At 47.1% G+C, this 26,221-nt stretch carries 26 protein-coding genes; 11 read left to right on the forward strand and 15 right to left on the reverse strand.

All coding sequences use genetic code 11. The features are described from left to right. Positions 1 to 206: 206 nt before the first annotated feature. The 5 genes from VST71_07940 to VST71_07960 form a co-directional block, all read right to left on the reverse strand. Entirely contained in the window at positions 207 to 2,483 is a 2,277-nt protein-coding gene (locus VST71_07940; protein ID MEC4685646.1) for a CFI-box-CTERM domain-containing protein, read from the reverse strand. A gap of 56 nt (positions 2,484 to 2,539) precedes the next feature. Next, a complete protein-coding gene (locus tag VST71_07945; GenBank protein MEC4685647.1) occupies positions 2,540 to 4,549 on the reverse strand; it encodes a sigma 54-interacting transcriptional regulator in 2,010 nt (669 codons plus the stop codon). Between the two features lie 11 nt (positions 4,550 to 4,560). After that, entirely contained in the window at positions 4,561 to 6,876 is a 2,316-nt protein-coding gene (locus tag VST71_07950; protein MEC4685648.1) for an extracellular solute-binding protein, read from the reverse strand. A gap of 146 nt (positions 6,877 to 7,022) precedes the next feature. Beyond that, positions 7,023 to 7,412, reverse strand: a complete 390-nt coding sequence (locus VST71_07955) for a hypothetical protein (protein MEC4685649.1) — start codon at positions 7,410 to 7,412, stop codon at positions 7,023 to 7,025. A gap of 230 nt (positions 7,413 to 7,642) precedes the next feature. Continuing rightward, positions 7,643 to 10,978: an Ig-like domain-containing protein gene (locus VST71_07960; GenBank protein MEC4685650.1), complete on the reverse strand. Its 3,336-nt coding sequence runs from the start codon at positions 10,976 to 10,978 to the stop codon at positions 7,643 to 7,645. Positions 10,979 to 11,447: 469 nt separating this feature from the next. Between VST71_07960 and VST71_07965 the strand changes: the two genes are divergently transcribed. Then, positions 11,448 to 12,542 (forward strand): sodium:calcium antiporter, encoded by a 1,095-nt coding sequence (locus tag VST71_07965; protein ID MEC4685651.1) that lies wholly within the window; start codon positions 11,448 to 11,450, stop codon positions 12,540 to 12,542. Positions 12,543 to 12,573: 31 nt separating this feature from the next. Here the strand turns inward: VST71_07965 and pheS are convergent, their stop codons facing one another. The 5 genes from pheS to thrS form a co-directional block, all read right to left on the reverse strand. Further along, positions 12,574 to 13,638, reverse strand: a complete 1,065-nt coding sequence (pheS, locus tag VST71_07970; protein ID MEC4685652.1) for a phenylalanine--tRNA ligase subunit alpha — start codon at positions 13,636 to 13,638, stop codon at positions 12,574 to 12,576. A 9-nt stretch (positions 13,639 to 13,647) separates the two neighbouring features. Beyond that, positions 13,648 to 14,007 (reverse strand): 50S ribosomal protein L20, encoded by a 360-nt coding sequence (rplT, locus tag VST71_07975; protein MEC4685653.1) that lies wholly within the window; start codon positions 14,005 to 14,007, stop codon positions 13,648 to 13,650. Positions 14,008 to 14,082: 75 nt separating this feature from the next. Beyond that, on the reverse strand, positions 14,083 to 14,280 hold the full coding sequence (gene rpmI / locus VST71_07980) for a 50S ribosomal protein L35 (GenBank protein MEC4685654.1): 198 nt from the start codon (positions 14,278 to 14,280) through the stop codon (positions 14,083 to 14,085). Between the two features lie 64 nt (positions 14,281 to 14,344). Then, complete coding sequence (gene infC, locus VST71_07985; GenBank protein MEC4685655.1) at positions 14,345 to 14,839, reverse strand: translation initiation factor IF-3; 495 nt, start codon at positions 14,837 to 14,839, stop codon at positions 14,345 to 14,347. Positions 14,840 to 14,944: 105 nt separating this feature from the next. Continuing rightward, on the reverse strand, positions 14,945 to 16,693 hold the full coding sequence (gene thrS, locus VST71_07990) for a threonine--tRNA ligase (GenBank protein ID MEC4685656.1): 1,749 nt from the start codon (positions 16,691 to 16,693) through the stop codon (positions 14,945 to 14,947). Positions 16,694 to 17,280: 587 nt separating this feature from the next. On the opposite strand from thrS, the gene VST71_07995 reads away from it, so the two are divergent. The 8 genes from VST71_07995 (at position 17,281) to VST71_08030 (ending at position 22,183) form a co-directional block, all read left to right on the forward strand. Beyond that, entirely contained in the window at positions 17,281 to 17,799 is a 519-nt protein-coding gene (locus VST71_07995) for a transcriptional repressor (protein ID MEC4685657.1), read from the forward strand. A 102-nt stretch (positions 17,800 to 17,901) separates the two neighbouring features. Continuing rightward, on the forward strand, positions 17,902 to 18,903 hold the full coding sequence (locus VST71_08000; protein ID MEC4685658.1) for a cytochrome-c peroxidase: 1,002 nt from the start codon (positions 17,902 to 17,904) through the stop codon (positions 18,901 to 18,903). A gap of 133 nt (positions 18,904 to 19,036) precedes the next feature. Beyond that, positions 19,037 to 20,254: an FprA family A-type flavoprotein gene (locus tag VST71_08005; GenBank protein MEC4685659.1), complete on the forward strand. Its 1,218-nt coding sequence runs from the start codon at positions 19,037 to 19,039 to the stop codon at positions 20,252 to 20,254. A gap of 15 nt (positions 20,255 to 20,269) precedes the next feature. Further along, positions 20,270 to 20,398, forward strand: coding sequence for a rubredoxin (locus VST71_08010; GenBank protein MEC4685660.1), 129 nt, complete (start codon positions 20,270 to 20,272; stop codon positions 20,396 to 20,398). 31 nt (positions 20,399 to 20,429) lie between these two features. After that, positions 20,430 to 20,804, forward strand: a complete 375-nt coding sequence (locus tag VST71_08015; GenBank protein ID MEC4685661.1) for a class II SORL domain-containing protein — start codon at positions 20,430 to 20,432, stop codon at positions 20,802 to 20,804. Positions 20,805 to 20,826: 22 nt separating this feature from the next. Further along, complete coding sequence (locus tag VST71_08020) at positions 20,827 to 21,438, forward strand: peroxiredoxin (protein MEC4685662.1); 612 nt, start codon at positions 20,827 to 20,829, stop codon at positions 21,436 to 21,438. Positions 21,439 to 21,473: 35 nt separating this feature from the next. Beyond that, on the forward strand, positions 21,474 to 21,602 hold the full coding sequence (locus VST71_08025) for a desulfoferrodoxin FeS4 iron-binding domain-containing protein (GenBank protein MEC4685663.1): 129 nt from the start codon (positions 21,474 to 21,476) through the stop codon (positions 21,600 to 21,602). A gap of 11 nt (positions 21,603 to 21,613) precedes the next feature. Then, the gene (locus tag VST71_08030; GenBank protein MEC4685664.1) at positions 21,614 to 22,183 is read left to right on the forward strand and encodes a flavodoxin family protein; all 570 of its coding nucleotides are present in this window, start codon (positions 21,614 to 21,616) and stop codon (positions 22,181 to 22,183) included. 21 nt (positions 22,184 to 22,204) lie between these two features. Here the strand turns inward: VST71_08030 and VST71_08035 are convergent, their stop codons facing one another. Together VST71_08035 and VST71_08040 are read right to left on the reverse strand one after the other, a co-directional pair. After that, the gene (locus tag VST71_08035) at positions 22,205 to 22,987 is read right to left on the reverse strand and encodes a methyltransferase (protein MEC4685665.1); all 783 of its coding nucleotides are present in this window, start codon (positions 22,985 to 22,987) and stop codon (positions 22,205 to 22,207) included. Between the two features lie 164 nt (positions 22,988 to 23,151). Continuing rightward, positions 23,152 to 24,135 carry a transposase gene (locus VST71_08040; GenBank protein ID MEC4685666.1) on the reverse strand — a complete coding sequence of 328 codons (984 nt, stop codon included), beginning with the start codon at positions 24,133 to 24,135 and terminating at the stop codon, positions 23,152 to 23,154. A gap of 248 nt (positions 24,136 to 24,383) precedes the next feature. Here VST71_08040 and VST71_08045 point away from each other — a divergent pair, with 248 nt between their 5' ends. After that, positions 24,384 to 24,794 (forward strand): hypothetical protein, encoded by a 411-nt coding sequence (locus VST71_08045; protein MEC4685667.1) that lies wholly within the window; start codon positions 24,384 to 24,386, stop codon positions 24,792 to 24,794. Beyond that, on the forward strand, positions 24,791 to 25,378 hold the full coding sequence (locus VST71_08050) for a zeta toxin family protein (protein ID MEC4685668.1): 588 nt from the start codon (positions 24,791 to 24,793) through the stop codon (positions 25,376 to 25,378). The genes VST71_08045 and VST71_08050 overlap by 4 nt, the downstream gene beginning before the upstream one ends. Positions 25,379 to 25,441: 63 nt before the next feature. On the opposite strand, the gene VST71_08055 is transcribed toward VST71_08050, so the two are convergent. From VST71_08055 to VST71_08065, 3 genes are all read right to left on the reverse strand, one after another. After that, on the reverse strand, positions 25,442 to 25,765 hold the full coding sequence (locus VST71_08055) for a type II toxin-antitoxin system PemK/MazF family toxin (GenBank protein MEC4685669.1): 324 nt from the start codon (positions 25,763 to 25,765) through the stop codon (positions 25,442 to 25,444). After that, positions 25,752 to 25,982 carry an addiction module antitoxin gene (locus VST71_08060; protein MEC4685670.1) on the reverse strand — a complete coding sequence of 77 codons (231 nt, stop codon included), beginning with the start codon at positions 25,980 to 25,982 and terminating at the stop codon, positions 25,752 to 25,754. Before VST71_08060 ends, VST71_08055 begins: the two co-directional genes overlap by 14 nt. 136 nt (positions 25,983 to 26,118) lie before the next feature. After that, on the reverse strand, positions 26,119 to 26,221 hold a 103-nt coding region (locus VST71_08065), incomplete at its 5' end, for a PEP-CTERM sorting domain-containing protein (GenBank protein ID MEC4685671.1).

Here is a 26,221-nt window from a genome sequence, read left to right on the forward strand (position 1 = left end):
GCACTATAGTACATAAAGAAAAAGTTTTATTTCAAGAAAAAAATTACAATCACAACATAAGATTTTCTTATATTTTTGATGGGGTTTTTCCAATTAAGACCAAATCATGCCATAGGGATAAGGTTATGGCGGGTGCAGGGGATTGCCGGAATTGACGGAAGAGAGCATCAGGAAAGAGTCAGTCCTTCTATAACCCCGGCAGAGACCTACCTGTCGGAGGAGATAGCTTCAAAACCTCTTGTCATTCTGCTCTTCACTCTTTTACGCCTAAAAACAAATATAATAAAAATACCACTACCCACTAAAAGGTACAGGGCATTGTTTATAACGTAAAGCACGAGGGCAAGGCCCAGCCTGATGACCGTCCTGAGAGTTTTGTGATTACCAATCTGTCCGGCAATGGCGGGAGACACCCTGTAATAAAACCTGGTCAATACCCTTCCGGGAGGATTTGTGAGGAGATAATCGTCCCTGAAGTCTCTGAGCACCTTGAGCTCGGAATAGAGGGGACTGCCGGAGGCGGCAGCGGTTATTAAGCAGCCGCCCTTCCTTTTGCCGTCTCTGCCGTCACTTTCAATGGGCGTCACTCCTGTCCGGCGGCCCCAGTAGGGATTGTATCCCTCTTCAGCAAAGATGTACCAGGCAGTAGCCCCGACATGCACCCTGCTGAGATATTTCCACTCAAACCCTGTGGTGACCCCGTCATGACAGGCTGAAACAATACCTTTGCCGTTGTTATTGGTGGCGGATGTCATGGCCTTGCGGAGTTCAGAAACATAAATGCCTGATTTGCCGGTCTCACCGGTTATCTGATAGGCAACCGCCATCTGGGCCGTTCCTTCAAACCAGACACCGTCCCTGTCATTATTGAAGTCAAACCCTTTAAAACCGTGATGTTCAATATAGGCATTGCCTTCTGCCCAGTTGAGGGCAGGATAGTAACCGTCCATTGCCATTACAGCCCATGCCTGTATATCAACGGGGATGTTGGGACTGCCGAGTTTGTTCGGATTTTTATTTATGGTGCAGCCATCATCCAGGGTCCCTGTCCAGAAGTGTTCACCTTCATCATTCCACATGGATTCAACAAACCCCCTGGCACGAAGTGCCCTCTCCTTCCACCTGCCGTCTCCGGTCTCCTCATAGAGGAGCATAAAAGCGACATATATATCGATGTTATGTTCCGTAGCCTTGTAGAGGAGTTTCTCCTGTCCCCCGGGGTTGGAGGCTGACTTCTCCCAGCCGGCAAAGCCGCCTGTATATCCACCGGCACACCTGTCATCCCTTGCCTCATTCTCTGTCCACTCACCCAGGGTCAATACCGCCTCAAGGTATTGACTACCCCCCGTCTTCCTGTAATAATCAAGCAGGGCGATCATCGGCCAGACTACATTCCCCGTATGAGTGCTCACCATAAATTCGTCCTCATACCAAGTGTAATCTTCCGCATTCCACCATCCCGGCATCCGGACCGTTGCGGTTTTGCCCCTAGGATTCCAGCCCGGGAAGAGGGCCAGATCACCTCCCTGATATCCGTTTCTGAGGCGGCCGTCGGTAAAATAGCGATCGTTATTGACAGCATAGACAAAGGCATCCGCCAGAAGACCGGCCCTTTTGAGATCTTCCGGTTCCCCCCTTGAGAGAAAGGCAATCAGGGCAAGGGCATTGTCATAGCCAAAGGCTACGTTCTTCGTTAAGGTATCGAAATCCGACGATGAAGGAATCGTTTCATAGCTGACAAGGAAACGTGGCTCATCAAGCCTGCTCCTGTTGTAACTGATATCATCGAGGTAGAAGGTTATATCCCGGCCGTCATTCTTATCCGAATTTGTCACCCACGCAAAACCCCCGATAACGTAACTCAGGTCTGCACCTCCAAGGTCTATCGAATACTCCTGCCATCCGTCTGAAAGGGTTATATATCCGGAAGAGACTTTTGGGGAGGAATCAGGATATGTAGTGATGGGAAGCCCTGTTAGCGAATCCCTGCCGACTCCAAGGGCAAAGAACTCCACTCTTTCCCCGCCCTGCTCACCTCTTGCATGAAAGGTGAGTTTCGTGGCCCCTGATAAATCAAACCCTGCGTCAGGGTAGTCACCCCAGTTCTGCAGCGGCACGGTCTCTTCTCCCTCAAGAACGCCATTCATAAAGTACCACCCGCCCCAGTTATTCCCACCTGAATAAAACCTGTTCCTGATACAGGTGGCCCCTGAGAGACAATCGCCTCTAAACCCGGGGGCGATTTCAACCTTGTCAGCATCCCCTGTACTTGAAATCCTGCCGAGGGTGACAAAGTGGTTGCCTGCAGCGGAAAGGTCTGTGTATACGTAAAAGGCACTGTGGTATCTATCCATCACATCGTAAAGATGCTGAAAGGCAAGGTTCAGCCCCGCCTTTTCAGCATCAGCCACTGCTCCGGCGAACAAGAAGATTGCGGAGAACAGGAACAATATACCGCTCCATTTCTTCAAGACAACCTTCACAATCCATCCTCCCTGTTGCAGGTCATTCTCACCATCTCCCGTCCGGAATTATTACCTCAGGCCTCGCTTAACCCTCCCGAATCCCTCGACGCATATGCTCCAAGGTCAACATCCCCGTTGAATCTGCGGTTGATCCTGTCGAGAATGAACAACCTTAAGGCCTTGTGGGTATCGACTGAGAGCAATTTCAACACTTCACTCTCTGAAGCATGCCCCTTTTTCTCCCTGATAATCCTGAAGGCAATCGTTATCCCGTTATCGATATTAATGTAAAAGGTACCGTCATTTTTTATGTCAAGCCTCTTCTTGACCTCTTGCCTTTCACGCTCTCCCACCTTGATGGAGTCGAACTCCAGGAGTACTTCCTTAAGGTGCTCTATACAGGCAACAGCCTTGGCCCAGTGTTCAACGTCTTTGATGGTAAAACCCTTGTGGAAACCCATCACGTAAGAATCCTTCTCCTCTTCACAGGAACTTATGGAAGGTATCTCCTCCAGAAGATCATCCACTCCTATAACCTCCTTGTTCACGGGAATGGAGGCTATGACCTTCTCTATAAAATTTCTGAGCCCCCTGACGTTGCCTTCGGACCAGGACTGCTCCTGAGCAACCCCCAGGGCCTCCTCTTTGATACCTATAACCCCTTTTCCGTACTTGGCAGAGAAGTCAGAGATAAAGTAATAGATAAGTCTTGGAATGTCCGACTTTCTGTCCCTTAGAGACGGCAACTGGACGGAGAAGACATTCAGTCTCTGGTAGAGGTCATTCCTGAAACAGCCTTCTCTGACAAGGGCTGACAGGTCTCTGTTAGTAGCTGTAATAACCTTCACATCCACGCCAATCTCTTCACTGCCGCCGATTCTCCTTATACTCCTCGTCTCAAGCACCCTGAGAAGCTTGGTCTGCAACTGTAGCGGCAGTTCGGCTATCTCGTCAAGAAAGAGGGTCCCGTTGTCAGCCACTTCAAATAGCCCCTTCTTCGAAACAACCGCAGAAGTGAAGGCACCTCTTTCATGTCCAAAGAGTTCACTCTCAAGCAGGTTTTCCGGAATGGCGGCACAGTTGATAGCCACAAACTCTCCCTTTCTGCCCGAATGACCGTGAATCCCCCTGGCGATCAGCTCCTTTCCCGTACCACTTTCACCGATGACCATCACCGGGGAATCACCCTCTGCTGCGATCTCCGCCACCCCAATGGCCCTCACCAGGGCAGGATGGTTCCCGATAAGCTCTGAAAACTTCCCGAGCTTCCCCTTTCTCAGGTCCACGGCACGATTGAGCGCCTCCTCAATATAATCGTCATTGTCAAGCAGCCTTGCCCCTGACACCGCCCCCTCTTTCATGGCTTCCTTCAGCGCCTCAAAACCGTCTACATCCGCCATTGTCGTAACCGCTACAAGCGGTATGTCTTTTCTGTGTTTGAGGAATCTCCTTATAAAGGTATATCCCGCCCTGTTGTCAACACCCACAACTCCGGCACAGACAGGACTCCTCTCACAAGCCACGATCGCTTCCTCAAGGCTAAGGGGCATCACAAAGTCATAATTAAACTTGTTCCTGAAATACCTTGTCATCCCCTCGTCAATATTAAAGAGAACGATACGATCTGAAATCTCCCTTACAAGGAATTTCTCAGCCTTGACAAAGAGATTTGCAAGGTAAAGGATCTTCTCTGTCAGTGTTCCTATCCACGGAGTCCTGCTCTCTTTAAGGACAAAGTCGTTCACACCCTTAAGGAAATCCTCGTTCAGATACTTGTCCTGAACGCACCGGTTCGTCTCTCCGGTAATCATGATGATCTTTGTCCTCGTCGAGACCCCTCTTATGACGTCTATCAACTCCCTTCCGAGCCCGTCAATAACCATGCCTCCCTCTGTCTGGGGCAGGTTCAGGTCTATAACCGTCAGGTCCGGCAGACTGTCTTTAATAAACTTTTCTGCATCCCTGAACGTGAGACAGTGGTGAACCTCCAGTATCCCCTCACCAACCGCACCCTTCAAACTTTTCCTGAGACTCTCCACAACGCCAATCTCGTCATCCACAATCAACAACCTGGGTCTCATCATCCCTCCCCTCACTAAAATTTCCTGATCTTCAACGTCATAACCGTCCCCTTGACATCATCTCCTTCAGTAGTTCCGAGCTCACCGCCCCACCTGCCCAGACTCCTCTCCACATCGCCAAGCCCGTGCCCCCTCCCCCGGAAACCTGACCGGAAACCTCTTCCATTGTCTGTAACCGCGATACATATAAATTCCTCTGAAACGGAAAGACTCACCCTGATCTGAGGATCATCTATCTCACTGACCACGTCCTGGGCGTTCTGAAGGAGATTTCCAAGACAACTCCTCAAATCCTCAGGACTTACCACCATGGTGTCGCTCTTTTTCATGCCCGCCGGGAAGTCGTACTCAAAATCATGGCTTTTCCTCAACTCCATGATTATAGCCTCCAGCCTTTCGCAGTCAACGTAATACTTATCCTTCAACTCCTTCGACATTTCGTCAATAAAGGGACGAATTTTATTTTCAAAGTAATCGATGAGGACCGCCTCGTATTCCTCACGCGTGGGGGATTCACTTCCGACCCTCTCCTGATATCCCGTTATTACGGCCTTGCCTGAATCCAATATCCTCGTCATCTCATCAGGCCCGGCGGTCTTCAATCTCCTGGATTCCTCCAGTGCGGTTTCGAGATGACCTGAGAGGAGCCCCCTGAACCTTGCAACCTCTTCATCATCCTTAATACCCCCCTTGCAGACCTTTGCCCTGTGCAGCACATCCTTTATCCTGTGGAACTTTCTTACAGCATCAACCACTTCCATGCGGGAAGATCTCCTCTTCAGGAATAGCCACGCAAGAAAAAACAGGGTGCCACCGATAAACACGACTATTGCAATAACACCCCACTGAGGCAGCTTCTCTCTTCCCAGACTCCGTACAATCTCTTGCCGTGCCGCTCCGAACTCAGATGTTATTACATCTCTGCGGCCTTCACCTTCTCCAACCCTCTGAAAAACATTTGCAATACGCCTGACCATTATCCCCTCAACCTCTCCCCACTCCGGAATGCTCGGATAGGAGCGGAACTCCTGCCTGATCAGGGTGAGGGGATAGGTGCAAAGTTTCGGGTCCTTGAGCAGGGCTTCAAAATTCCCTATCCTCGGAGAGAGCCCTGCGCCGGGATTACCCCTGAACGAAAGGAATTTCATGAGTTCCTTTGACGCCTCTTCTTCCATGGGACTGCGTGGGGAGTTTATCAAGGCAAGTTGACTGCCACCGGTAAAGATATTTCCAGAAGATACGGCAGGTCCTGACATGGAACCCGCGTTTACAAACCGATCAGGTCTTTCAGCCCCTGCCACTGCGTCCAGGATCCAGGGACCTATGAATATCATTGCGTATTTACCCTTCAGGAAATCAGTCTCGATATCAACAAGACGGAGTGCCTTACCATCTTCGCCTTTCAGTGGGGCACACCCCTTTACCGCAAGGCCGGCATACCTGCTCATCCCCTCTATCGCCTGCTCATCCCCTATCCCCGGGACACCGTTGCCATTGACAATGTTTCCACCCCACCCCCAGATCCAGGTCATGGCACTATGCAGGGTGCTGTAATCATCCCCGGAAGTCGGTATTCCTACAAACCAGACACCCTTCTCTTTCACATTTGCCTTAAATTTCTCACAGGCCCTTTCCAGGTCATCCAGGGTCCTGAGGGATTCAGCCTTTATCCCTGCCTCCTCGAAAAGATCCCTGTTGTAAAACCAGGTCCTGATGTCAAGGACCCAGGGGATTGCATAGTAGCCCCCTTCGCCCGATATCCTGGAACTCTGAAGTGCAGAGTTTATGTATTCTCTCTCAACCGGCTTTACAACGTCGCTAATCTCTTTCAGCACCCCCTTCTGCGCAAGAGCTGCAGTCCAGGTAGAACCTATCTGGACAACATCAGCCCCCTCCTTCACGGCATCATCCAGTATCCTGTGGAGGGGGTTTTTGTGCCAGCCGATAAACATGACCCTTATTATCAGGTCTCCGCCCCTGAAATCAAGCCCCTTCTCCCTCAGGAATCCCTGCCTGAACTTCTCGATACTCCGCAGAATCCCCCTGTTCTCCATCAAAACAAGCATAGACCTCTTCTCATCCTGTCCTATATCTATGCCTGCATACGGATATCTTGCGGCAAAATCTGTGAAATCTTCCGCTGAATAGGCCCTCTCGGGCAGGCATTCACCAGCCATAAGCCAGAGGGTTATTTCAGCACTCAGGGCAAGGGAAGGAGTCAACAGCAACAAAAAAACAGATAAAACTGTAAGTATCCGCATGAACCTCATACCTCTTTCCTGAAGCACACTGAAGTATCTCCCTGAATGGAAATCCGCTCTCATTTCCATGAAAACGTTTTATGGTCTCATTCACGCAATTTTCGGCAATATTCCCTTTCCCCTACATATTACTACAAGGTGGATACCTTATGTTTCTGTTTTTTTATTCTTTGAGCTGTATTTCCTGCAAGAATTCCTGACAAGGTAAGCTATGTTCAGAAAAACCCCTCCGTTACATCTATGGTATAGGTTTCACCATCTGAAACAGAAAAGTTTCTTGTTTTAGTTGTACCGAAATTCGAGCTGCACCCTGAATTATCAGAGATGGAACACTGTGTCAATTCTACGGTGTGAGATCCTGTAGCTACACCGAATATGGTGCACTCACCGGGTTTCATGTCCGCGCCAAAGGCATACTCCTGCATAACCCATGACAATCCCGAGTCAAGGTTATTGATCACCTTCAGGAAAGCAGGCCCGTTCGCGTTCGCCACCACATCGCAACTGGTCTCTCCATCATCACTGCTGCTCCCGCACGAAGTCATGAATACAGCAAGAAGTATTACCAAAAACACCCTTGTCAAGACTTTGAATGTAGTCCTCATAACGTCCTCCTCTTTTTGTTTTTGTACTCTCCTGGCAGCCAGATTCTCCACCTCGCGATCCTCCGTAATTTACAAGTCGTATTGGCCAGCAACGCCAACATTGAACGAGGGCACTGACTAATGAAGTAGAACCAGCCACACAGACAAACACGAACTTTTCCCTGCGGGTAGGAGATAGCCGGCCACAATGGCCGGCTATCTGTGTCACTTGGTCTTATTTCTTCAATGCTTTACGGCGTATAGAAAGTTATTGATACATCATCAAAGAACCATCCCGGCCCCACATAGGTTTTGTAAAAGTAAGGGCCACTATTGCCCTGTTTAAGAGCAAAGCCGATGCGAACTTTTTCCCCGGCATAGGCCGACAGGTCTACAAGCGGATAAGACCAGACATCTCCCGAATTCCCGCTGTAAGTTGTAAGTATAGTCCAGCCGCTCCAGACGCCGGGGGCCGTCTCCTTGGATACCTGAATGCTCGCGTTATCATAGGCTCCGATAGAGAACCACTGCCAGAAACGCAAATGAATCTCCTCACCGGTTGCGATGGCGGGAAGCTCTATGGAGGGGCTTACAAGTGCACCGTTTACATTATCCGGATAATTTCCATCAAGTACCGTACCGGTAAGGTTACTACCCGAATAGGCTTCACTTGGTCCGGCAGTCGGTGACCCAGCCTGCCACATGCCGTTGGATGCCCACCAGCCATCAAGACATCCGGTAAAGTCATAGAGATACGTATCGCCTGAATCTAAAACAATAGTTTGGCCAACGGTTATTGATACGTCATCAAAGAACCATCCCGGCCCCACATAGGTTTTGTAAAAGTAAGGGCCACTATTGCCCTGTTTAAGAGCAAAACCGATGCGAACTTTTTCCCCGGCATAGGCCGACAGGTCTACAAACGGATAAGACCAGACACCTCCCGAATTCCCGCTGTAAGTTGTAAGTGTAGTCCAGCCGCTCCAGACGCCGGGAGCCGTCTCCTCGGATACTTGAATGCTCGCATTATCATAGCCTCCGATAGAGAACCACTGCCAGAAACGCAAATGAATCTCCTCGCCGGTTGCGATGGCAGGAAGCTCTATTGAGGGACTTACAAGTGCACTGTTTACATTATCAGGATAATTTCCATCCAGTACCGTACCGGCAAGGGTACTATTCGAATGGGCTTCACCTGGTCCGGAAGTCGGAACTCCTACTTCCCAGATACCGTTTGATGCCCACCATAAGCCTATGCCATCCTCGAAATCATCGAAGAAGACATATTTTTCAGCAGCTATCTTCCTGATGGCATCGCTCGCCACACCCGACACATTACCCGATTCATCCTTGAACCATGCATATACGAAAACCCTGTCTCCATCCGAGTAGGTGTTCGCGAAAGTGTAGGCGATATCAGCATTATAGTCAGTGGTTGGTGTAACAGCACTCCAGCCACTCGCATCAGGGTCTGGAGCAGCCGGTATGATACCCGTACCATTGTCAGTAATGTAGTAGGCGGCAACACCCACGTCATCCGTAGCTGAAATGCTAAGCGTTACACTGTCCGACGTGGTAGCCACTGCTCCGATATTGATGAATTCGCAACCACTGATTTTCTTCACCGATGTTGTGTTAACCGGCGGATCGACCACTGCAAAGCTCCAGGAATAAACAGCCGCAAGTGCATTGTGCGCCAAATCAGTCACACCTGTGGTCGTTTTTGCAGTATAGGCATGTCCTATGACGAGGTCGTCAACCGGGTCAAAAAGGGCGGCCTTTGAAGTCACATCATACGTTACAGTCCCGGTAACCGAGGCAGAGGCAGTATCATCATAGAGCTTGAACGTGGAAGCCGTGATGGTGGAAGGATCCATCTTTTCCGAGAACGTGGCAATGATTGTAACATCAAGAGCAACGTCAACGGCACTGCTAACAGGATAGGTGGAAACAACAGCAGGCACCGTGCTGTCAGGCAGACAGGCCACTGTCACATCCGTAACATCTGCACCTGAGATAGAACCCGTACCCTTTGTTACACTGCATGTCTGACCGTCGGGATGAGTCAGCACAGTAACGTTGTAGGAAGCCCCGTCGGCAATGGCAGTTGCAAAGGTAAAGGCTCCATCCCCTGTGACAACAAGGTCGTCACCGCCGTTATTCTGCAGAGTCAGCGTTCCTGTAAGGCCGCTGACCGTGCCGCCCACTGCATAGGTATCAGCAGAGCAGAAGACGAGTATACCTGTCACGTCCGCACCCGGAATCGTGCCGCTTCCGTTTATTACTGTGCAGGTCTGGCTGGAGGGCTGTATTGCAACAGTAACACTGTAACTTACACCACTGCTGAGCCTTGTTGCAAAGGCAAAGGAACCGTCCGCTGTTATATCAAGTTCTTCGCCACCGTTAAGCTGCAGGGTCAGAGCACCTGAAAGGCCGCTGACCGTGCCACCCACTGTATAGGTGAAAACCGCACTGCCGTCACCAGTACCGTTACAGACATAGGCGGTATCGTCCACCTCATCAGGGTCGAGTATACCGTCAAGATCATCGTCAAGCCCCGTGTCAATCTTGATCCCGCCATTTTCACAGTTCGCCCCTGGAGATTCACTGCTCACGGAGACGAGGGATTTCAGGCCGTCTGCACCGTCCACTCCGTTGCATACATACGCAGTGTCGTCCACCTCATCCGGGGCGAGTACGCCATCCCGGTTATCGTCAAGCCCTGTATCAATCCTGATTCCTCCATTGGTACAGTTCGCCCCTGAAGGTTCGCTGCTTACGGAAACAAGGGAATTCAGACCGTTTGTGCCATCACCTGTGCCTGTGCCTGTACAGAGATAGGTTGTACTGTCCACTTCTGCCGTGTCGAGTACACCGTCAAGGTTGTCGTCAAGCCCGGTATCGATCTTGATCCCGCCATTGGTACAGTTCGCGCCCGGCGGTTCGTCACTTACGGAAATGAGGGAACTCAGGCTGTCCGTACCGTCCACTCCGTTGCATACAAACGCAGTGTCGTCCACTTCTTCGGTACTGAGTATCCCGTCACTGTTATCGTCAAGTCCTGCCTCTATCTTTATGCCGCCATTAGTACAATTGTCTCCCTCCGGCTCCTGGCTTACGGATATAAGAGTACTCAACCCATCCGAACCAGACCCTCCATCAGAGCCGTTTGTACCGTCTGTACCGTCACAGACATACCTTGTTTCATCAACCTCTTCGGAATCGAGAATAGCATTGTTGTTCTCGTCAAGCCCGGCCTCAATCTTTACGCCTCCATCGGTGCAGTTGTCACCGGAAGGCTCATCACTTATGGATATCAGGGAGAGCAGACCATCTGAGCCGTCTGTACCATTACAGACAATCTGCGTATTATCCACCTCTGAAGAATCGAGTATCCCGTTGCCGTTTTCGTCTATTCCCGTATCAATCGCAATCCCCCCATTTGAACACTCATCTCCAGGAGCAACCCCCGAGGTTTTTACTACCACAGACCGGTCAGTGACGGTTGTGTCATTACCCGACCCCCCACACCCGGCAAACATAAAGATCAACAATACAACAATGACATATAAAAAACTCCTCTTCATTCCCTTCCTCCTTTTTTTGTGTTTTTATCTATTTCCGAGGTGTCAAGTTCTCTCCCTGCATGCACAAATTGAGTCCAAACGCTTCAGCCCCAATGAACAGCAGATGCAAGCCTTTACACCCCCTCCCGAAGGAGGACATATCAAGTTCCGTACCAGTCACGGAAAATCATTAACACTCTATTTTCAAAGGCTTTGTTTCTTTAAGTGTTCCTATGTGTCCGGTCTCCTTTCGGAAAGATCGAAAAACAGTTCCGATAAAATGAAATAACGATAAAGTGAAGGAAAGGGTTAGTTGACTCATTTTCTATCTGCATTTCCGGATCAAAAACCGCGACTGAGGAGAAAAAAGGCTTTATGTTAATATATAGACCGGTCTTGTCAGCAAGTATTGAAAACCCATGGATTTATATAGCATCAAGCCAGGGCCAGGAATGGATATGAATATGGATAATCAGAAGGCGTCAAGGCAATGAGATACATCACTCTGACCTCTGTACTCACACTCATTACCGCAACAGCGTGGTTTCTGACCGGCAAGGCCGGTGCCAGTGCAGACCCTTCGTATACGTTAATAATAACCGGGCTTGTTGGGGGAATAATCATCATACTCGGCGGATGTGAGCTCTTTGCCAACGGCGTGGAGTGTTTTGGCGACAGGTTCGATATGTCCCATGCCACTGTGGGAAGCCTCCTTGCCGCAGTGGGAACCGCCCTGCCTGAAACCATAGTGCCTGTTCTTGCACTGATTTTTGCGAAAGGCGGACATGGAGAGGGAATTGCAGTAGGGGCCATACTCGGCGCACCTTTCATGCTGAGCACCCTGGCAATGTTTCTGCTTGGTGTAACGGTGATAATTCTCTGGATGAGCAAAAGGCGCCCCAGGCCAAGCATGAAGGTTAACGTTAAGGCCCTCAAGTTTGAACTGAAGTATTTCATCTCCGTTATGTTGATAGTCCTCATTGTGTCACTCGTAAAAAACGAGACCCTCAATCACGCAACGGCCGCAGTCCTGCTGCTCATCTACGCAGTCTTTTTCTACTACTCCCTGAAACACGAGGCCGAGGAAGGAGAACAATACACCGACAACTTCCACCTCGGTATCTTTCTCGGCTGTCCGAGGACGTTGAGGTGGATTTTGATACAGATAGCTGTGGGCCTCTTCTTTATAATCATAGGGGCCTACCTCTTTGTGGATTATCTGACTGTAGCTTCCGTTAAATCAGGTATCTCTCCGCTCGTATTGTCCCTGTTAATAACACCGGTGGCAACAGAGCTGCCTGAAAAATTCAATTCCATCACCTGGACCCTGAAGAACAAGGACACCATTGGCATTGCCAACATAACAGGCGCCATGGTCTTTCAGTCAACAATACCTGTATCAATCGGATTGCTCTTTACCGACTGGTCTCTTGGAAGTACGGAGATGCTGAATATCATCTTTGCCATCATAATGGCTGGAATAATCATGGGGTATGTCTCAATCAAAAAGGAACTGCCTGGCTGGCTGTTACTTACGGGAGGATTATTTTATCTATTGTATATCGCAAGGGTTTTTCTTTATTAGCAGGTTGCTGAAGGTTATTTGTGAGACGAGATCAGAACTGTCTTAAAAACCTGAGATCATTTTCATAGAAAAGCCTGATGTCATCAATCCCGTACTTCAGCATGGTTAATCTCTCAACACCCATACCGAATGCAAAACCTGTATACTTTTCCGTATTATAGCCCACGCCTTCAAAGACTTTCGGATGAACCATTCCGGCTCCAAGCACCTCAAGCCAGCCGGTCCCTTTACAGACCCTGCATCCTGCGCCCTTGCACAGAATACATCCGATATCAATCTCTGCAGAGGGTTCGGTAAATGGAAAATAACTCGGCCTGAACCTCACAGGGGTATCAACGCTGAAAAGGCTGTGAACAAAGAGTTTAAGGACACTCTTAACATGGGAAAAGGTAATATTATCTCCAACCATAAGCCCTTCAACCTGATGAAACATAGGGGTATGAGATACATCTGCATCACATCTGTATACCTTGCCGGGGGCGATAAACCTCAATGGGGGGTTCTGGTTTTCCATAACTCTTATCTGAACCGGCGAGGTGTGAGTTCTCAGGACCACGTCGCTTTCCGCTCCCCTTTTATCCACTTCATCTTTAATCTGCCTTTCGCCATCTGTCTCTACATAAAATGTATCCTGCATATCCCTGGCAGGGTGGTCCCTGGGAATATTGAGGGCCTCAAAATTATAATAATCCAGCTCCACCTCAGGCCCCTCTTCCACAGTAAACCCCATGAAAAGAAAGATATCAATAATCTCATCAAGAACCCTGTTTATGGGATGCCTGCTTCCTACAGGGATATATTTACCGGGAATGGTTATATCAATAGACTCGGTTGCAACCTTCTTTCTTGACTCAATGGAAGATAAATCTCTTTCCAGCCTCTTTATCTCCGCCTCCACATATCTCTTCAGGATATTTATCTCCTTACCCGCAGCAGGCCTTTCAGCAGGCGGCAACGCAGAAAGGGCCTTTAACCTCTGGGTTAAAAGCCCTTTTTTACCAAGATATTTTATCCTTAAATCATTAAGTTGCTTCAGGGAAGTAATCCCTTCACACTCCCTGACAAACTCTTCCCTGAGCTTATTAATGTCCTCCATCTTTATTGTTTACGCTGCCAATCCCTGCCTTGCCTTGTCAGCAAGTGCACCAAACGCACTGGGATCATGATAGGCAATATCAGCCAGAACCTTACGGTCAAGCCCTATTCCAGCCTTTTTAAGGCCGGAAATAAACTGACCATATGTCAGGCCCGTGCCCCTGGCAGCAGCATTTATCCTGATAATCCAGAGACTCCTGAATTCACGCTTCTTAACCCTTCTGTCCCTGTAAGCATAACTGAGGGCATGCTCCACAGCCTGCTTTGCTACTTTATAACACCTGCTTCTTGCCCCGTAATAGCCCTTGGCCCTTTCAAGGACCTTTTTTCTCCTTCTCCTTGTCTTGTAGCCACCTTTTGCCCTTGGCATATCTCTAAACCTCCGATTAGTTGATTTTTATACTAAATGCTTATTCATTCAAATAACGCACATCCGGTAGCGAATTCAGCTATAGGGCAATAATGACTTTATCGTCTTCTCCTGTGTCTTGTCCACAAGTGTGCCCGTCCTCAAATTCCTCATCCTTTTTCCGGGTTTACCGGTCAGGAGATGGCTTTTATTGGCCTTCCATCTTTTGACCTTCCCCGTACCTGTAACCTTAAACCTCTTGGCTGCCCCTCTGTGAGTCTTTATCTTTGGCATATACTTCCTCCTGTCTCAAATTTTGAGCTGCATGTTCACGTAATATAACTTTAATGAAAAAAGTCTACTTCGGTGCCACTATCATTGTAATACTTTTACCCTCAAGCCTCGGCTTGGTCTCTATATTATACTTATCATCAAGCTGCGCTATAATCTTGTGAAAAACCTTCATGCCAAGCTCAGGTCTGACTATCTCCCTTCCCCTGAAAAACATTGTCACCTTGGCCTTGTTTCCGGCTTCAAGAAACCGGACGATATGTTTTATCTTTAACTCGAGGTCATGTTTATCTATCTGCGGCCTTACCTTTACCTCTTTGACTTCTATGGTCTTGCGATGGGTATGTTTTTTACTCTGCTGATACTTAAACTTCCCGTAGTCCATTATCCTGCAGACAGGGGGTTTTGCATTTGACGCTACTTCCACGAGATCCAGACCCCTCTCCTCTGCAATCTTCAGGGCTTCCCGCAGGGGAACAATGCCAAGCTGTGCGCCGTCAGCATCTATCAGCCTTACCTCTCTTGCCCGGATCCTCTTGTTTACTCTGTATTCCTGTGCTATAACTACACCTCCTGGTTTTAAGGCTGCGTGTTGCAAGTCTTGTGTTTTGGGTTATAGTTTTCAGATTATATGCTTTAAAACATTATATAACCTGATTCATTGAATCTACAATCTTGATGTCAGACTCCTTGACTCTATCTCCTCTCTTATCCACGTAATCAGATCCCCGAGCACATAGGGGCCGACGTTTTCGCCTCCGCGTTTTCTGACTGTCAGTTTGTCGGACTCGGCCTCTCGGTCACCTATTATAACCAAATAAGGCACCTTTCTGACAGTGGCTTGACGCACCTTATACCCGACTTTCTCATTCTCAAAAAGGGCCTCACACCGCAGACCTGCATTTTTCAGACCCTTCAGAACGTCTTCGGCATAGCTGATATGCCTTTCTGCTACGGTTATTATACCAATCTGCACAGGAGAAAGCCAGAGAGGAAAGGCACCGGCATAATGCTCGATGAGAATACCGAAAAACCTTTCAAGTGAGCCCATCAAAGCCCTGTGAATCATTATCGGCTGATGCCCTCTGCCATCAACCCCCCTGTAGGAGATATCAAACCTCTCTGGTATATTAAAATCAACCTGTATGGTACTGCACTGCCAGGGCCTGCCAAGGGAATCCTTGACCTTTATATCGATTTTCGGCCCGTAAAAAACACCTTCGCCGGGGTCTATCTCATAATCAAGCCCCTTATGTTCAAGGGCAAGCTTCAGTGCATTGGTGGAACGTTCCCAGTTATCCGGAGTACCGACAAACTTTTCAGGCCTTGTCGACAGGTAGATATCGTAGGTCTCAAAACCAAAGGTCTTCAGTATAAAGAGGGTGAAATCGAGCACCCGCTTAATCTCCTCTTCCATCTGATCTTCCATACAGAAGATATGCGCATCATCCTGGGTAAAACCCCTTACCCTGAAAAGTCCGTGAAGGACCCCGGAGCGTTCATACCTGTAGACCGTGCCAAGCTCTGCATACCTGAGAGGAAGCTCCCTGTAACTCCTGAGGGCACTCTTGTATATAGCGATATGGAAAGGACAATTCATGGGTTTTATCTCATAATCAGCCCCTTCCACCTCCATCGGAGAATACATGTTTTCACGGTAGAAATCCCAGTGTCCGCTCTTCTCCCAAAGATTCAGCTTTGCCATGTGCGGGGTATAAAGGAGTTTATAATCATCCTTCAGGTGCTCTTCCCGCCAGAAATCCTCAATAGTCTTCCTTATAATTGCACCATTCGGATGCCAGAGGATAAGACCGGGGCCTATCTCTTCATTTATACTGAAGAGGTCCAGCTCCCTGCCAAGCCTGCGGTGGTCACGCTTTTTAACCTCTTCAAGAAAGTTCAGGTATTCCTTCAGCTTCTTCCTGTCTTCAAAGGCAGTCCCGTAAATCCGCTGAAGCATCTTGTTCTTCTCGTCACCCCTCCAGTAAGCGCCTGCAATGCTCAGGAGTTTAAAGGCCCTGATATATCTTGTTGACGGGAGATGCGGCCCCTTGCAGAGGTCTGTAAACCCGCCCTCTTCATAAATGGAGACCTCGTTGTCCTCTATCTCCCGAAGGATTTCAACCTTGTACGGCTCACCCATCTTCTTAAAAAGTTCAATAGCCTCATCCCTCGGAAGCACCTTTCTGACAAAAGGGTTGTCCCTGTCAATGATCTCCTTCATCTTCTCCTCAATCCTCTGCAGGTCTTCAGGAGTAAATGGTCTCTCTATATCAAAATCATAATAAAACCCCTCCTCCGTAGAAGGGCCAATAGCTACCTTTGCCTCCGGAAAAAGCTCCTTCACAGCATGGGCCATCACATGTGATGTGCTGTGTCTGAGTATAGCAATACCATCCCCGGAACCAGGGGTCACAGGCTCAATCGTAACATCGTCTGACAAGGATTCAGCCTCGCTGACATCCAGAACAGAGGAATCATATCTTATGGCAATGGCTCCAAGTTCCTTTAACACACCCGTTACCTTATCCCTTGAAACCTCTTTAACCTCTTTATTAGTCCTTATCCTGATAACAACCTCCGAAATATTTGAATCCCTCAACAGTCCCCCCGTTTCTGCCGGAAACTGCGGGATTAGCTTAACCCGTCTTCTATCGATAGGAATTATACAGGATTTCCCGCTATGTTTGCAATTTATCGTCCTGACTTTCCCAAATTGCCGACAGAATACGGTCAAGTTATAGAAAGGGACGAGGGTATGGAGTTTGAACGGGTTTAATCATCACTTATGTCTCACCTGGATGGTGAGGCGTGATGATTACCTCGGGGTCCCGACCGGATGTCGGGACGAGAATGAGTGAAAATTCCATGCCCTCGTCCCTTTCTATCCTTATTATTTTTGGGTCATGTCTACCACAACTCCTGCATCTTCACTTTCCACTTGACAACAATAATTCTTATCTGATATCATCTCTTTAGTAAGAATGATTCTAAAGAGGAGGATTGCAGATAGACAGGCACAGAGAGATAGGGTTTAAACTAACTCCACAGAGGCTGGCCATACTTGAATATCTCGAAGGTAACACGAGCCATCCCGCTGCAGAGGACATCTACCGGGAGGTAAAAAAGAGGTTTCCTACTATGTCCCTTGCAACTGTTTACAATACCCTTGAGGCACTGAAGAGGCGTGGAGGGGTTCTTGAACTCACAATTGACCCTGAAAGAAAGCATTATGACCCAAATACTGAGCCACATCACCATCTTATCTGTCTGAAGTGTAAAAAGATCGTTGATGTGCATAAAGATTTTAAGATAAATATCCCCCCGGATCAGAAACAGGGATTCAAGGTAACAGGAAATCATATAGAGTTTTACGGTATATGTCCTGAATGCATAAAAAAAGGAGGTGTTAATATGGCAGTCTTTAAGTGTGAAAGCTGCGGGGCCACAAAAGAAGGCAGGTGCAAACCAAAAAAGTGCCCGAAGTGCGGAGACACAGGCACAATGAAAAAGGAAGGATAGTAGGGGCGGGGTCTCCACGCCCTCTCTAAAAATCAAAAAAAAGAGGAGAAGGGGGATTAAGAAATGAAGCGTAAAAGTTTGGGAGCATTCATCTTTTTTCTGATGTTCTTTGTAGTTTCACAGGCATATGCCGCAGATGTCCGGGAAAGGGCAAGCAAGACATTTAAGCCGATTCCCGAATCAGCCCCGGCCATTAAGGGAAATCCGGCAACCGGAATTAAGGTAGAGCTTGGCAAGATGCTCTATTTTGACCCCAGGCTATCATCCAGTGCACTCATTAGTTGTAACACCTGCCATAACGTCGGCATGGGGGGCATGGACTATCAGGAGACATCCACAGGTCATGGCTGGCAGAAGGGGCCACGGAACGCACCCACAGTGCTGAACTCCGTCTTTAACATAGCCCAGTTCTGGGATGGCCGGGCAAAAGACCTCATGGAGCAGGCCAAAGGCCCTGTGCAGGCATCTGTTGAGATGAACAGCACTCCGGAAAGGGTTATAAAAACCCTCAAAAGCATGCCTGAATATATCCGGATATTTAAAGAGGCTTTTCCTGCCGGGAAGGAGCCTGTAACATTTGATAACATGGCAAAGGCAATCGAGGTATTTGAGGCTACACTACTTACACCTGACTCACGTTTTGACAAATATCTTAAAGGTGATAAAAACGCTCTCAGCAAGACAGAGACAGAGGGGCTGGGACTCTTTATGGATAAAGGCTGTTCCATCTGTCACGGTGGTGTCAACATGGGTGGACAGGGTTATTACCCCTTTGGCGTGGTTGAAAGACCCGGGGCAGAGATTCTCCAGGGCGACAAGGGCCGGTTCAAGGTAACACAGGTAAAATCAGATGAATATGTCTTCAAGGCTCCCTCTTTAAGGAATATAGAGATAACGCCGCCCTATTTTCACTCAGGAAAGGTCTGGAACCTGAAGGATGCAATAACCATCATGGGTTCTGCCCAGTTAGGCATACAACTCACAGAGGCAGAGGCAGACAGAATCGTCTCTTTTTTAAAGACAACGACCGGGGTTCAGCCAAAAGTTGAATACCCTATACTGCCTGCTCCCACAGCAGACACGCCAAGACCAAAACTGGATTAATCTGAAACAGAGTCTGCACGGAAAAATAACAATAAAAAAACGATATCCAGCAGATAGAAATATTTAATTGAAGGTTAAAGACTTCTATGCTACAATGGGCTTATCAAAAATCTGAAACGGAGGAGTTTATAAAATGAAGGCTGTTGAGATTAAACCGGACATCTACTGGGTCGGAGCTATTGACTGGGCAGTAAGGGACTTTCATGGTTATGTAACACCAAACGGGACAACCTACAATAACTATCTGATTCTTGACTCTGAAGTTACCCTGGTCGACACTGTAAAACATGACTTTGCCGATATCGGAATAGGAAATATCAGGGAACTGACGGAACCGTCAAAAATCAGGAACATTGTAATCAACCATATAGAGAACGACCATTTAACTGCGCTTGGCAGGGTGATGGAGCTGGCCCCTGAAGCCACCATCTATATAACAGAGCGCGGCAAAAAGGGGATGGACAGGTTCTTTGACACCTCAAAATGGAATATAAAAATTGTGAAGACCGGCGATGAGCTCAGGACCGGAAAGTACACACTCCAGTTCATTGAAACGCCGATGCTGCACTGGCCGGACTCCATGATGACCTATGTAAAAGAGGCAAAGCTCCTTATCTCGCAGGATGCCTTTGGTCAGCACCTCGCATCAACTGCAAGGTTTGATGATGATTTTGTGGATTGCGCCTCTCACACAGAGCTTGAGACCTCGGTAATCGATTACTATGCAAACATCCTGATGCCCTTTGGCACCCTTATAAAGTCAAAGATTGCACAGATTCAGAAGCTTGGGCTGGAGATTGACATGATAGCCCCTGACCACGGGATTATCTGGAGAAAGGACCCCCAAAAGGTTCTGAGGATGTATCTCGAAATGGCTGATGGCAAGGCAGACCTCAAGGTGGCAATAATTTACGACACCATGTGGCACAGCACAGAGCAGATGACGCTGCCCATAACGCAGGGTATTATGGACGAGGGAGTTGATTGCAAGGTTATCAAGTTGAGGGCCACACCGATGAGTGTTGCCATAAAGGAATTCTGGATGTCGAGAGGCTGTCTTGTAGGTTCCCCCACCTTGAACAATGAGGCATTCCCGTCTGTTGCAGAGTTTATCTATCATCTCAGGGGATTGAGACCAAAAAACAGGATTACAGGTGCCTTCGGAAGTTATGGCTGGGGCGGTGGTGCGGTAAAGTGGATTTACAACGAATTTCAGAACATGAAACTTGAAACCATGGGGCCGGGGGAAGAGGTACTTTACAGACCTTCAAAAGAGGATGAAGAAAAATGCTACGAGTTTGGCCGTGAATTTGCCCGAAGGGTAAAGGAATACCACAAAAACTACGAATAGAGGAGGTAAATCCATATGTACAAATGCAGTGTATGCGGTTATATTTACGACGATGCAAAAGAGGAAGTACCATTTTCAGAGCTGCCCGATGACTGGGCATGCCCTGTATGCAATGCACCCAAGGAGGCCTTTGAGCCGGTCTAAAAAGAGTATTTATACAAGGAGGTACAGCGATATGTCAGAAAAAAGCTTTTTTTGCGGAATAAACAGGCCCCAGGATCCTGCTAACATGACAGACCTGGAAAAGAAGCATACCCCGGTGATCGATTGTCCTGATACGGTAAAGTCAGGTGAACCCTTCCGGGTTAGCATCAAGGTTGGCGAGATGCCCCACGTGATGGATGAAGGACATCACATTCAGTGGATCGATCTGTATTCCGGTGAGAATTTTAACGCAAGGGTCGAACTGACCCCAGTATTCACAAGGCCGGAGGTAACCGTGACACTCCACAAGAGTGGTAAACACAGAACATCCACGTTAAGGGTTATTGAAAGGTGCAATCTTCATGGAGAGTGGGAGGCAACAAAGGAGATAACCATTACCGAATAAAAAAACACAGGGGGGACAGAACATGGAAGAGGTTTGCTGTTGTTTAAGGGTTGGACATGATGTGCCGGACTTCACCATTGAAACCTATGAGCCGTCAAAAGGGGATTTTGGAGAGATAAGCCTCGAAACACAAAAGGCTGACAGGAAGTGGACAATCCTCTTCTTTTATCCGGCGGACTTTACCTTTGTCTGAGCTACGGAGTTTGCTGCTCTGGCAGAGCAGTACGAAAGATTCAGCAAGATGGGGGCTGAGGTAATTACTGTCAGCACCGACACAAAGTTTGTGCATCTTGCATGGCAAAGGGAAGAAAAGATGCTGGAGAATGTCAGGTATCCGATGGGCTCGGACCCAACAGGAAACCTTTCACGTCTCTTCGGTATATATGACGAAGAGACCGGACTTGCATTGAGGGGGACTTTTATAATCAGTCCTGAGGGAAAGCTCCTTAATTCCGAGGTAAACTTCTATAACCTGGGAAGGAATATCGACGAGTTGATGCGGAAGTTCAAGGCGAACCTTCACCTTGCCAAACATACAAAAGAAGGTTGTCCATCGAAATGGAAGGACGAAGGGGACAAGACACTTACACCATCAGCGAAGTTAGTGGGTAAGGTCTACGAGGCATTGAAATAATTAACGGTTGTTGAAAGCAAAAGGAGGGATTAAGTATGGCTGTCAGAAATACGGGAGAAAAGTACAGGTGCAATGTCTGCGGCAATGAGGTTGTGGTTACAAAGGTCGGGGGCGGAGAACTGGTCTGCTGCGGCCAGCCCATGGAATTGATGCCGGAAGAATAGAGCGGATTAAATTGAGAGTCATTACATTTCTTGGAAGTCCGAGGACAGAAGGAAACACAGAACTCCTGCTGAGAGAGAGCATTCGGGCAATTGAAGAAGAGGGTCACTCGGTGACCCTCTTCAGGCCCTCACAAATGGAGCTCTCACCCTGCCTTAGCTGTGGTGCCTGTGAAGAAACCGGGGAGTGTGTAATAAGTGACGATATGGATGAGGTCTACAGCGCAATCCGTGAAGGAGACCGTTTTATTCTTGCCTCGCCTATATTCTTCTTTGGCCTTACTGCACAGATCAAGGCCCTTATTGACAGATGCCAGTCCTTCTGGTGCGAAAAATACCTGCTTAAAAGACCAATCCCTGAAAAACCAAATGGCAGAAAAGGATTACTTCTGATGGTTGGAGGCATGAAAAAAGAGGCCGGGTTCAGGTGCGGTGACGCCACAACAACCGCCTTTTTCAGGAGTATCAGTGTCCCTGAGCACGAAACCCTCTTTTATCCCGGCATCGACGCCAAAGGAGCCATCAGGGAACACCCCACGGCCCTGAAAGAGGCTTATGAGGCAGCAAAGAGGTTGGTTTACTGAGGTCCGATCTTAAAGCTGGCTTCAGCAGCTTGTCAGGTCATATTTCTCCAGGAAACCATCAGGAATATCAGAATGTTTTCTTCCTGACAGACCAAAATAGTACAAAGGCTTACCATCCATCGACATTCTGTGACGGTAGCGTTCCAAATGGTAAATATCCAGATACTTTGAAAATACCAGTTCACGAATCATTCGTGAAAATCCCGATGTGTCCGTGTGATCTAAAAAAGTCTCCTTGATATTAAAAGCAATCCATCCTTTACTCTGGATAAGGTTGAAAGCTGTAATAAAAGCCTTGGGCGGAATATCACCAAAACCAAGAGCTGCAACCGTCGTTAAGCAGTCCGGCATCCATGATGCTATTTCATCATGGAGATCCTGATTAAGATTACAAAAATCCGCAACATAATACGCGTCATAAACCCCTAATCTATCCCTTTCCGCTGCCTGCTGGGCTTCATCAATGATATCCACACCAATTAACCTTGAAACACCATGCTTCTTTAATGCTTCTCCCATCATTCCATTGCCTGCACCAAGATCCAAAACCCGCAATTCGCTAAGATTGTATTCAGATTGACTAAGGCTGTGCTTCAGAATTTCCGATATCTTTGCAGGAGATTGACACTTCAATCGCTCATAGAATAATTGCTCATACAAGTCCGGCTTATTATAGATGACGTCATAATCATGAAAACGGACCTTCTTCTTTCCTGCAGGCTCAATTAAATAAAAAAATGCTTCATCCTGTTCAAGTTCTTCTGTTCCTCTTTTGGGAAACTGAATTCTGTATCGTTTTTTCATTATTTTCCTTTTCTTATCTTTATTTTAGCCCAACAAGTTATTATATAGAGTCTGAACTTACACAAAGTATATAAGTGTACCAGACTGAAAGGGTAATTGACAAGCAGAGAGTGGGATGAATTTTAGTGCGAACTTCAGGGACGTTGTTGTGTGATATGCAAAACCTATGCATTATAAAGTTCCTCTCCCCGCGCAATTGCACGTGTGGCTGTAGACGTAGCCACACCTAAGTGTCTCGCTATTTCAGCCGTGGACAAGCCCAGTTCCTCTATACTCCTGTAGGCTATTAATGCACGGGTTTGGCTCACTTTATTCCGGCGGCTGCCCCCCTGCAATTCTTTGATACTTACCTGCCTCTTTTTACATTCTTCCTTGATTATATCTGTAATTGTCTTGCCTGAAAGACGTAATTTTAACTGTCGGATATCTTTCTCTTCTGCTTCCCTCAGTATATTTTGTACAAAATCACCTTCTCCAAGAATCCTTTCGTCAAATTCTTCCTCCTGATCCCTTCTCCTCATGGATAATACCTGAGACCATCCACCAAGGCTACGAACTAACCCGCCTCCTGTAAATTCTGAACCATACTTTATATTTAATCCTTTTTCCATAAATCTGCTGTATGCCTTTGTCGCAGCTTTTTCCCTGGTTCCAAACTGGGCAAGGACATATTCTGTATCCATCCATTTGCATTTACTCTTTCCCATAACCGCACTGTGGCCGCTCCAGGGATAACTATTTAATGCTTCAATATCTTTTACAATACCAGACCTTATGGGGTTAAGGTGTATGTATCTTATCAATGCCAGCAAGTATCTGTCTTCTTCACATAATATCGATTTGTAACGGTTCTCAAATAAATGCCCGCTCCGGTTATGTCTCCGATTGAAATATATTGCATACCAGGTTAATAGTTTCCTCATAACCGTTGATATCCCTTTTTTTCCACTCTTGAATAATATATGCACATGGTTACTCATTAACACCCACGCGTATACTGAACTCTTTGTTTCCGTTATATTTTCCCCTAACCTTTGCAGGAAATTCACCCTGTCCTGGTCATCCATGAAAATATCTGTTTTATTTATCCCTCTCACCATTATATGGTGCAAGGCTCCGGGTATGTCTAATCTTGGCTGGCGTGGCATGATTAAATTTTATAACTTTATTCCCTTTTCTGTCAATAGTTTTGCATAGTAGGTAACAACGTCCCTGAGGTTGACGTCCCTGAAGTTGCTGTGTATAAACTACAGTCATTTGTCATTCCCGTAAGTGAAGCGAGTCGGGAATCCCTCTTAAAAAACGATTATCCGAAAGCTTTATTGAGTGCTACATTGACAATTATGTAGCAATTTGCTACAATTATAGCATAATAAACATAGATGGAGGGCAAGTCATGAAAAGTTCTACTGTTGGTCCCGTTAGATTAGACCCTAAATTAATTGCACTTGCAAAAAAAGAAGGTTCAATAAAGAAAAGGTCAGTCCCTAAACAAATTGAATACTGGGCAGAACTGGGCAAAGCCATAGAGTCTGCAATAGACCTAAAAGACGTTTATGCAATAATCCAGGGCTTTTGTAAGCTTAACGTTGAATCATTGGAGTCAAACGCTGTGGACCCAAATAAAGTTTTTGATTCCCTCGAGAAAAAACGCAAAAGCGGAGAACTATCAAAAAAAGTGACAACTTCTTCAATATATTTTGAAGCAAGCCAAACAAAGCCTGGTCTTCTTGACAGGGTAGATATTACTACCGGCAAAAGACAAACAGGAAGATTTCACAATGGAAAGTTCGAGATATGTGAATGACCGACTTAAAGCAACTCTGGGTATTGGCTGGTGGAAACGGAGCCGGGAAAACAACATTTTACGATAATTTCCTGGCCTCAAAAGGTATCAAACTTTTAAATGCTGACTTGATAGCCAAGGCAATCGATCCGGAGAACCCGGAAAATGTTGGCTATGAATCTGCGGAGTTAGCCAGGCAAATACGAGAAGATCTTATTGAGCAAGGAACAGCATTTTGTTTTGAAACAGTTTTTTCTCATGTGTCAAAGGTAGACTTCCTCGCTAAAGCAAAAGCTATGGGTTACGAAATTATTCTCGTCTACATACACCTGGTAACCCCGGAGCTAAATGAAGCCAGGGTTAATCAACGTATAAACAGTGGTGGGCACAGCGTTCCGGTTAACAAGATACATAGCCGCATACCACGCACTATGAAAAATATTGCATTGGCATTGCCCTTGACTGACGAAACCCGTTTTTTAGATAATTCCTCCCGGGACAATCCATTTCAACAAGTTGTAATTGTAAGGAAAGGCAGATGTATATGGAAAGTAAATCCACGGCCTCAGTGGGCAGTAGATATTATAAATGGCACTGAGGAGTAACGAGTGACCGAAATCAGCGGTCTCGTTTCACGCCTACCGCTGGATTTGATTGTTAGCCCTCTTTCAGTAAATATCTAATTGTATTTTGATCGCCTCATTGATTTTCAGCATATCTTTTTCTGAAATGCTGCCGGCATGTTTGAATAGTCTCATCTTACTTACAGTAGCCAATTGATCGGCCATGGCCTTACTTTCTTTACCATCAAATATAACATGTGCCTCACTGGGATACAAACGATCCGTTTTGGTGGTAAGAGGGACAACCTGAACTCGATTGAGAAACTTATTTGATGCATCATTGCTAACTATTACGGCAGGACGTTTTTTCCTGATCTCCCCGGCAACTGAGGGATCAAAGTTAACCCACCAGACCTCACCTCTTTTCATTCGCTATGTCCTTAAAAGTTGTTTCTGCCCAATCCAGGGCTTCTGCTTCTCTCTTCTTGTCTTTTGACATTTGGGAGTATGCTAATTCCAAATTTGGCCGGACTACGTGCGGGCGAACTAAATCCTCTATAAATTTGCTGATCTTGCGGGGGCCGATGGTCTTACGAAGACCTTCATAAACTTCCTCGTCTATAGTTATGGTCAACTTTTTTTGCATTAAAATCCTCCCTTCCGTATACGTGTAGTATACGTATTAAGGGCAGGCATGTCAATAGCCGACTAAGCGACCAGAATATGGCTTATTTTATGAAGCCGGCAGTGGGAGAATCCAACCTGCTCCCTCCATTAAAAAATCATTCTTTTAAATATTGTTTTTTTCGATATAATACTAATCCAGCTATACCAAACCCGAGAAGTAACATCGTACTTGGTTCAGGGACAGGTGCAGGGACACTA

It is taken from the genome of Nitrospirota bacterium (assembly GCA_035873375.1).
Taxonomy (GTDB): Bacteria; Nitrospirota; Thermodesulfovibrionia; order Thermodesulfovibrionales; family JdFR-85; genus BMS3Bbin07.

What these genes read in the sequence shown, in the direction of transcription:
- VST71_08010 (MEC4685660.1), top strand. Translation starts at nt 20,270, where the DNA reads ATGTACAAATGCAGTGTATGCGGTTATATTTACGACGATGCAAAAGAG.
- VST71_08055 (MEC4685669.1), bottom strand. Translation starts at nt 25,765, where the DNA reads ATGAAAAGAGGTGAGGTCTGGTGGGTTAACTTTGATCCCTCAGTTGCC.
- VST71_08050 (MEC4685668.1), top strand. Translation starts at nt 24,791, where the DNA reads ATGACCGACTTAAAGCAACTCTGGGTATTGGCTGGTGGAAACGGAGCC.
- pheS (MEC4685652.1), bottom strand. Translation starts at nt 13,638, where the DNA reads ATGGAGGACATTAATAAGCTCAGGGAAGAGTTTGTCAGGGAGTGTGAA.
- VST71_08035 (MEC4685665.1), bottom strand. Translation starts at nt 22,987, where the DNA reads ATGAAAAAACGATACAGAATTCAGTTTCCCAAAAGAGGAACAGAAGAA.
- VST71_08015 (MEC4685661.1), top strand. Translation starts at nt 20,430, where the DNA reads ATGTCAGAAAAAAGCTTTTTTTGCGGAATAAACAGGCCCCAGGATCCT.
- rpmI (MEC4685654.1), bottom strand. Translation starts at nt 14,280, where the DNA reads ATGCCAAAGATAAAGACTCACAGAGGGGCAGCCAAGAGGTTTAAGGTT.
- VST71_08045 (MEC4685667.1), top strand. Translation starts at nt 24,384, where the DNA reads ATGAAAAGTTCTACTGTTGGTCCCGTTAGATTAGACCCTAAATTAATT.
- VST71_08060 (MEC4685670.1), bottom strand. Translation starts at nt 25,982, where the DNA reads ATGCAAAAAAAGTTGACCATAACTATAGACGAGGAAGTTTATGAAGGT.
- VST71_07950 (MEC4685648.1), bottom strand. Translation starts at nt 6,876, where the DNA reads ATGGAAATGAGAGCGGATTTCCATTCAGGGAGATACTTCAGTGTGCTT.
- rplT (MEC4685653.1), bottom strand. Translation starts at nt 14,007, where the DNA reads ATGCCAAGGGCAAAAGGTGGCTACAAGACAAGGAGAAGGAGAAAAAAG.
- VST71_07945 (MEC4685647.1), bottom strand. Translation starts at nt 4,549, where the DNA reads ATGATGAGACCCAGGTTGTTGATTGTGGATGACGAGATTGGCGTTGTG.
- VST71_07960 (MEC4685650.1), bottom strand. Translation starts at nt 10,978, where the DNA reads ATGAAGAGGAGTTTTTTATATGTCATTGTTGTATTGTTGATCTTTATG.
- VST71_08025 (MEC4685663.1), top strand. Translation starts at nt 21,474, where the DNA reads ATGGCTGTCAGAAATACGGGAGAAAAGTACAGGTGCAATGTCTGCGGC.
- VST71_08005 (MEC4685659.1), top strand. Translation starts at nt 19,037, where the DNA reads ATGAAGGCTGTTGAGATTAAACCGGACATCTACTGGGTCGGAGCTATT.
- VST71_07955 (MEC4685649.1), bottom strand. Translation starts at nt 7,412, where the DNA reads ATGAGGACTACATTCAAAGTCTTGACAAGGGTGTTTTTGGTAATACTT.
- VST71_08040 (MEC4685666.1), bottom strand. Translation starts at nt 24,135, where the DNA reads ATGCCACGCCAGCCAAGATTAGACATACCCGGAGCCTTGCACCATATA.
- VST71_08000 (MEC4685658.1), top strand. Translation starts at nt 17,902, where the DNA reads ATGTTCTTTGTAGTTTCACAGGCATATGCCGCAGATGTCCGGGAAAGG.
- VST71_07965 (MEC4685651.1), top strand. Translation starts at nt 11,448, where the DNA reads ATGAGATACATCACTCTGACCTCTGTACTCACACTCATTACCGCAACA.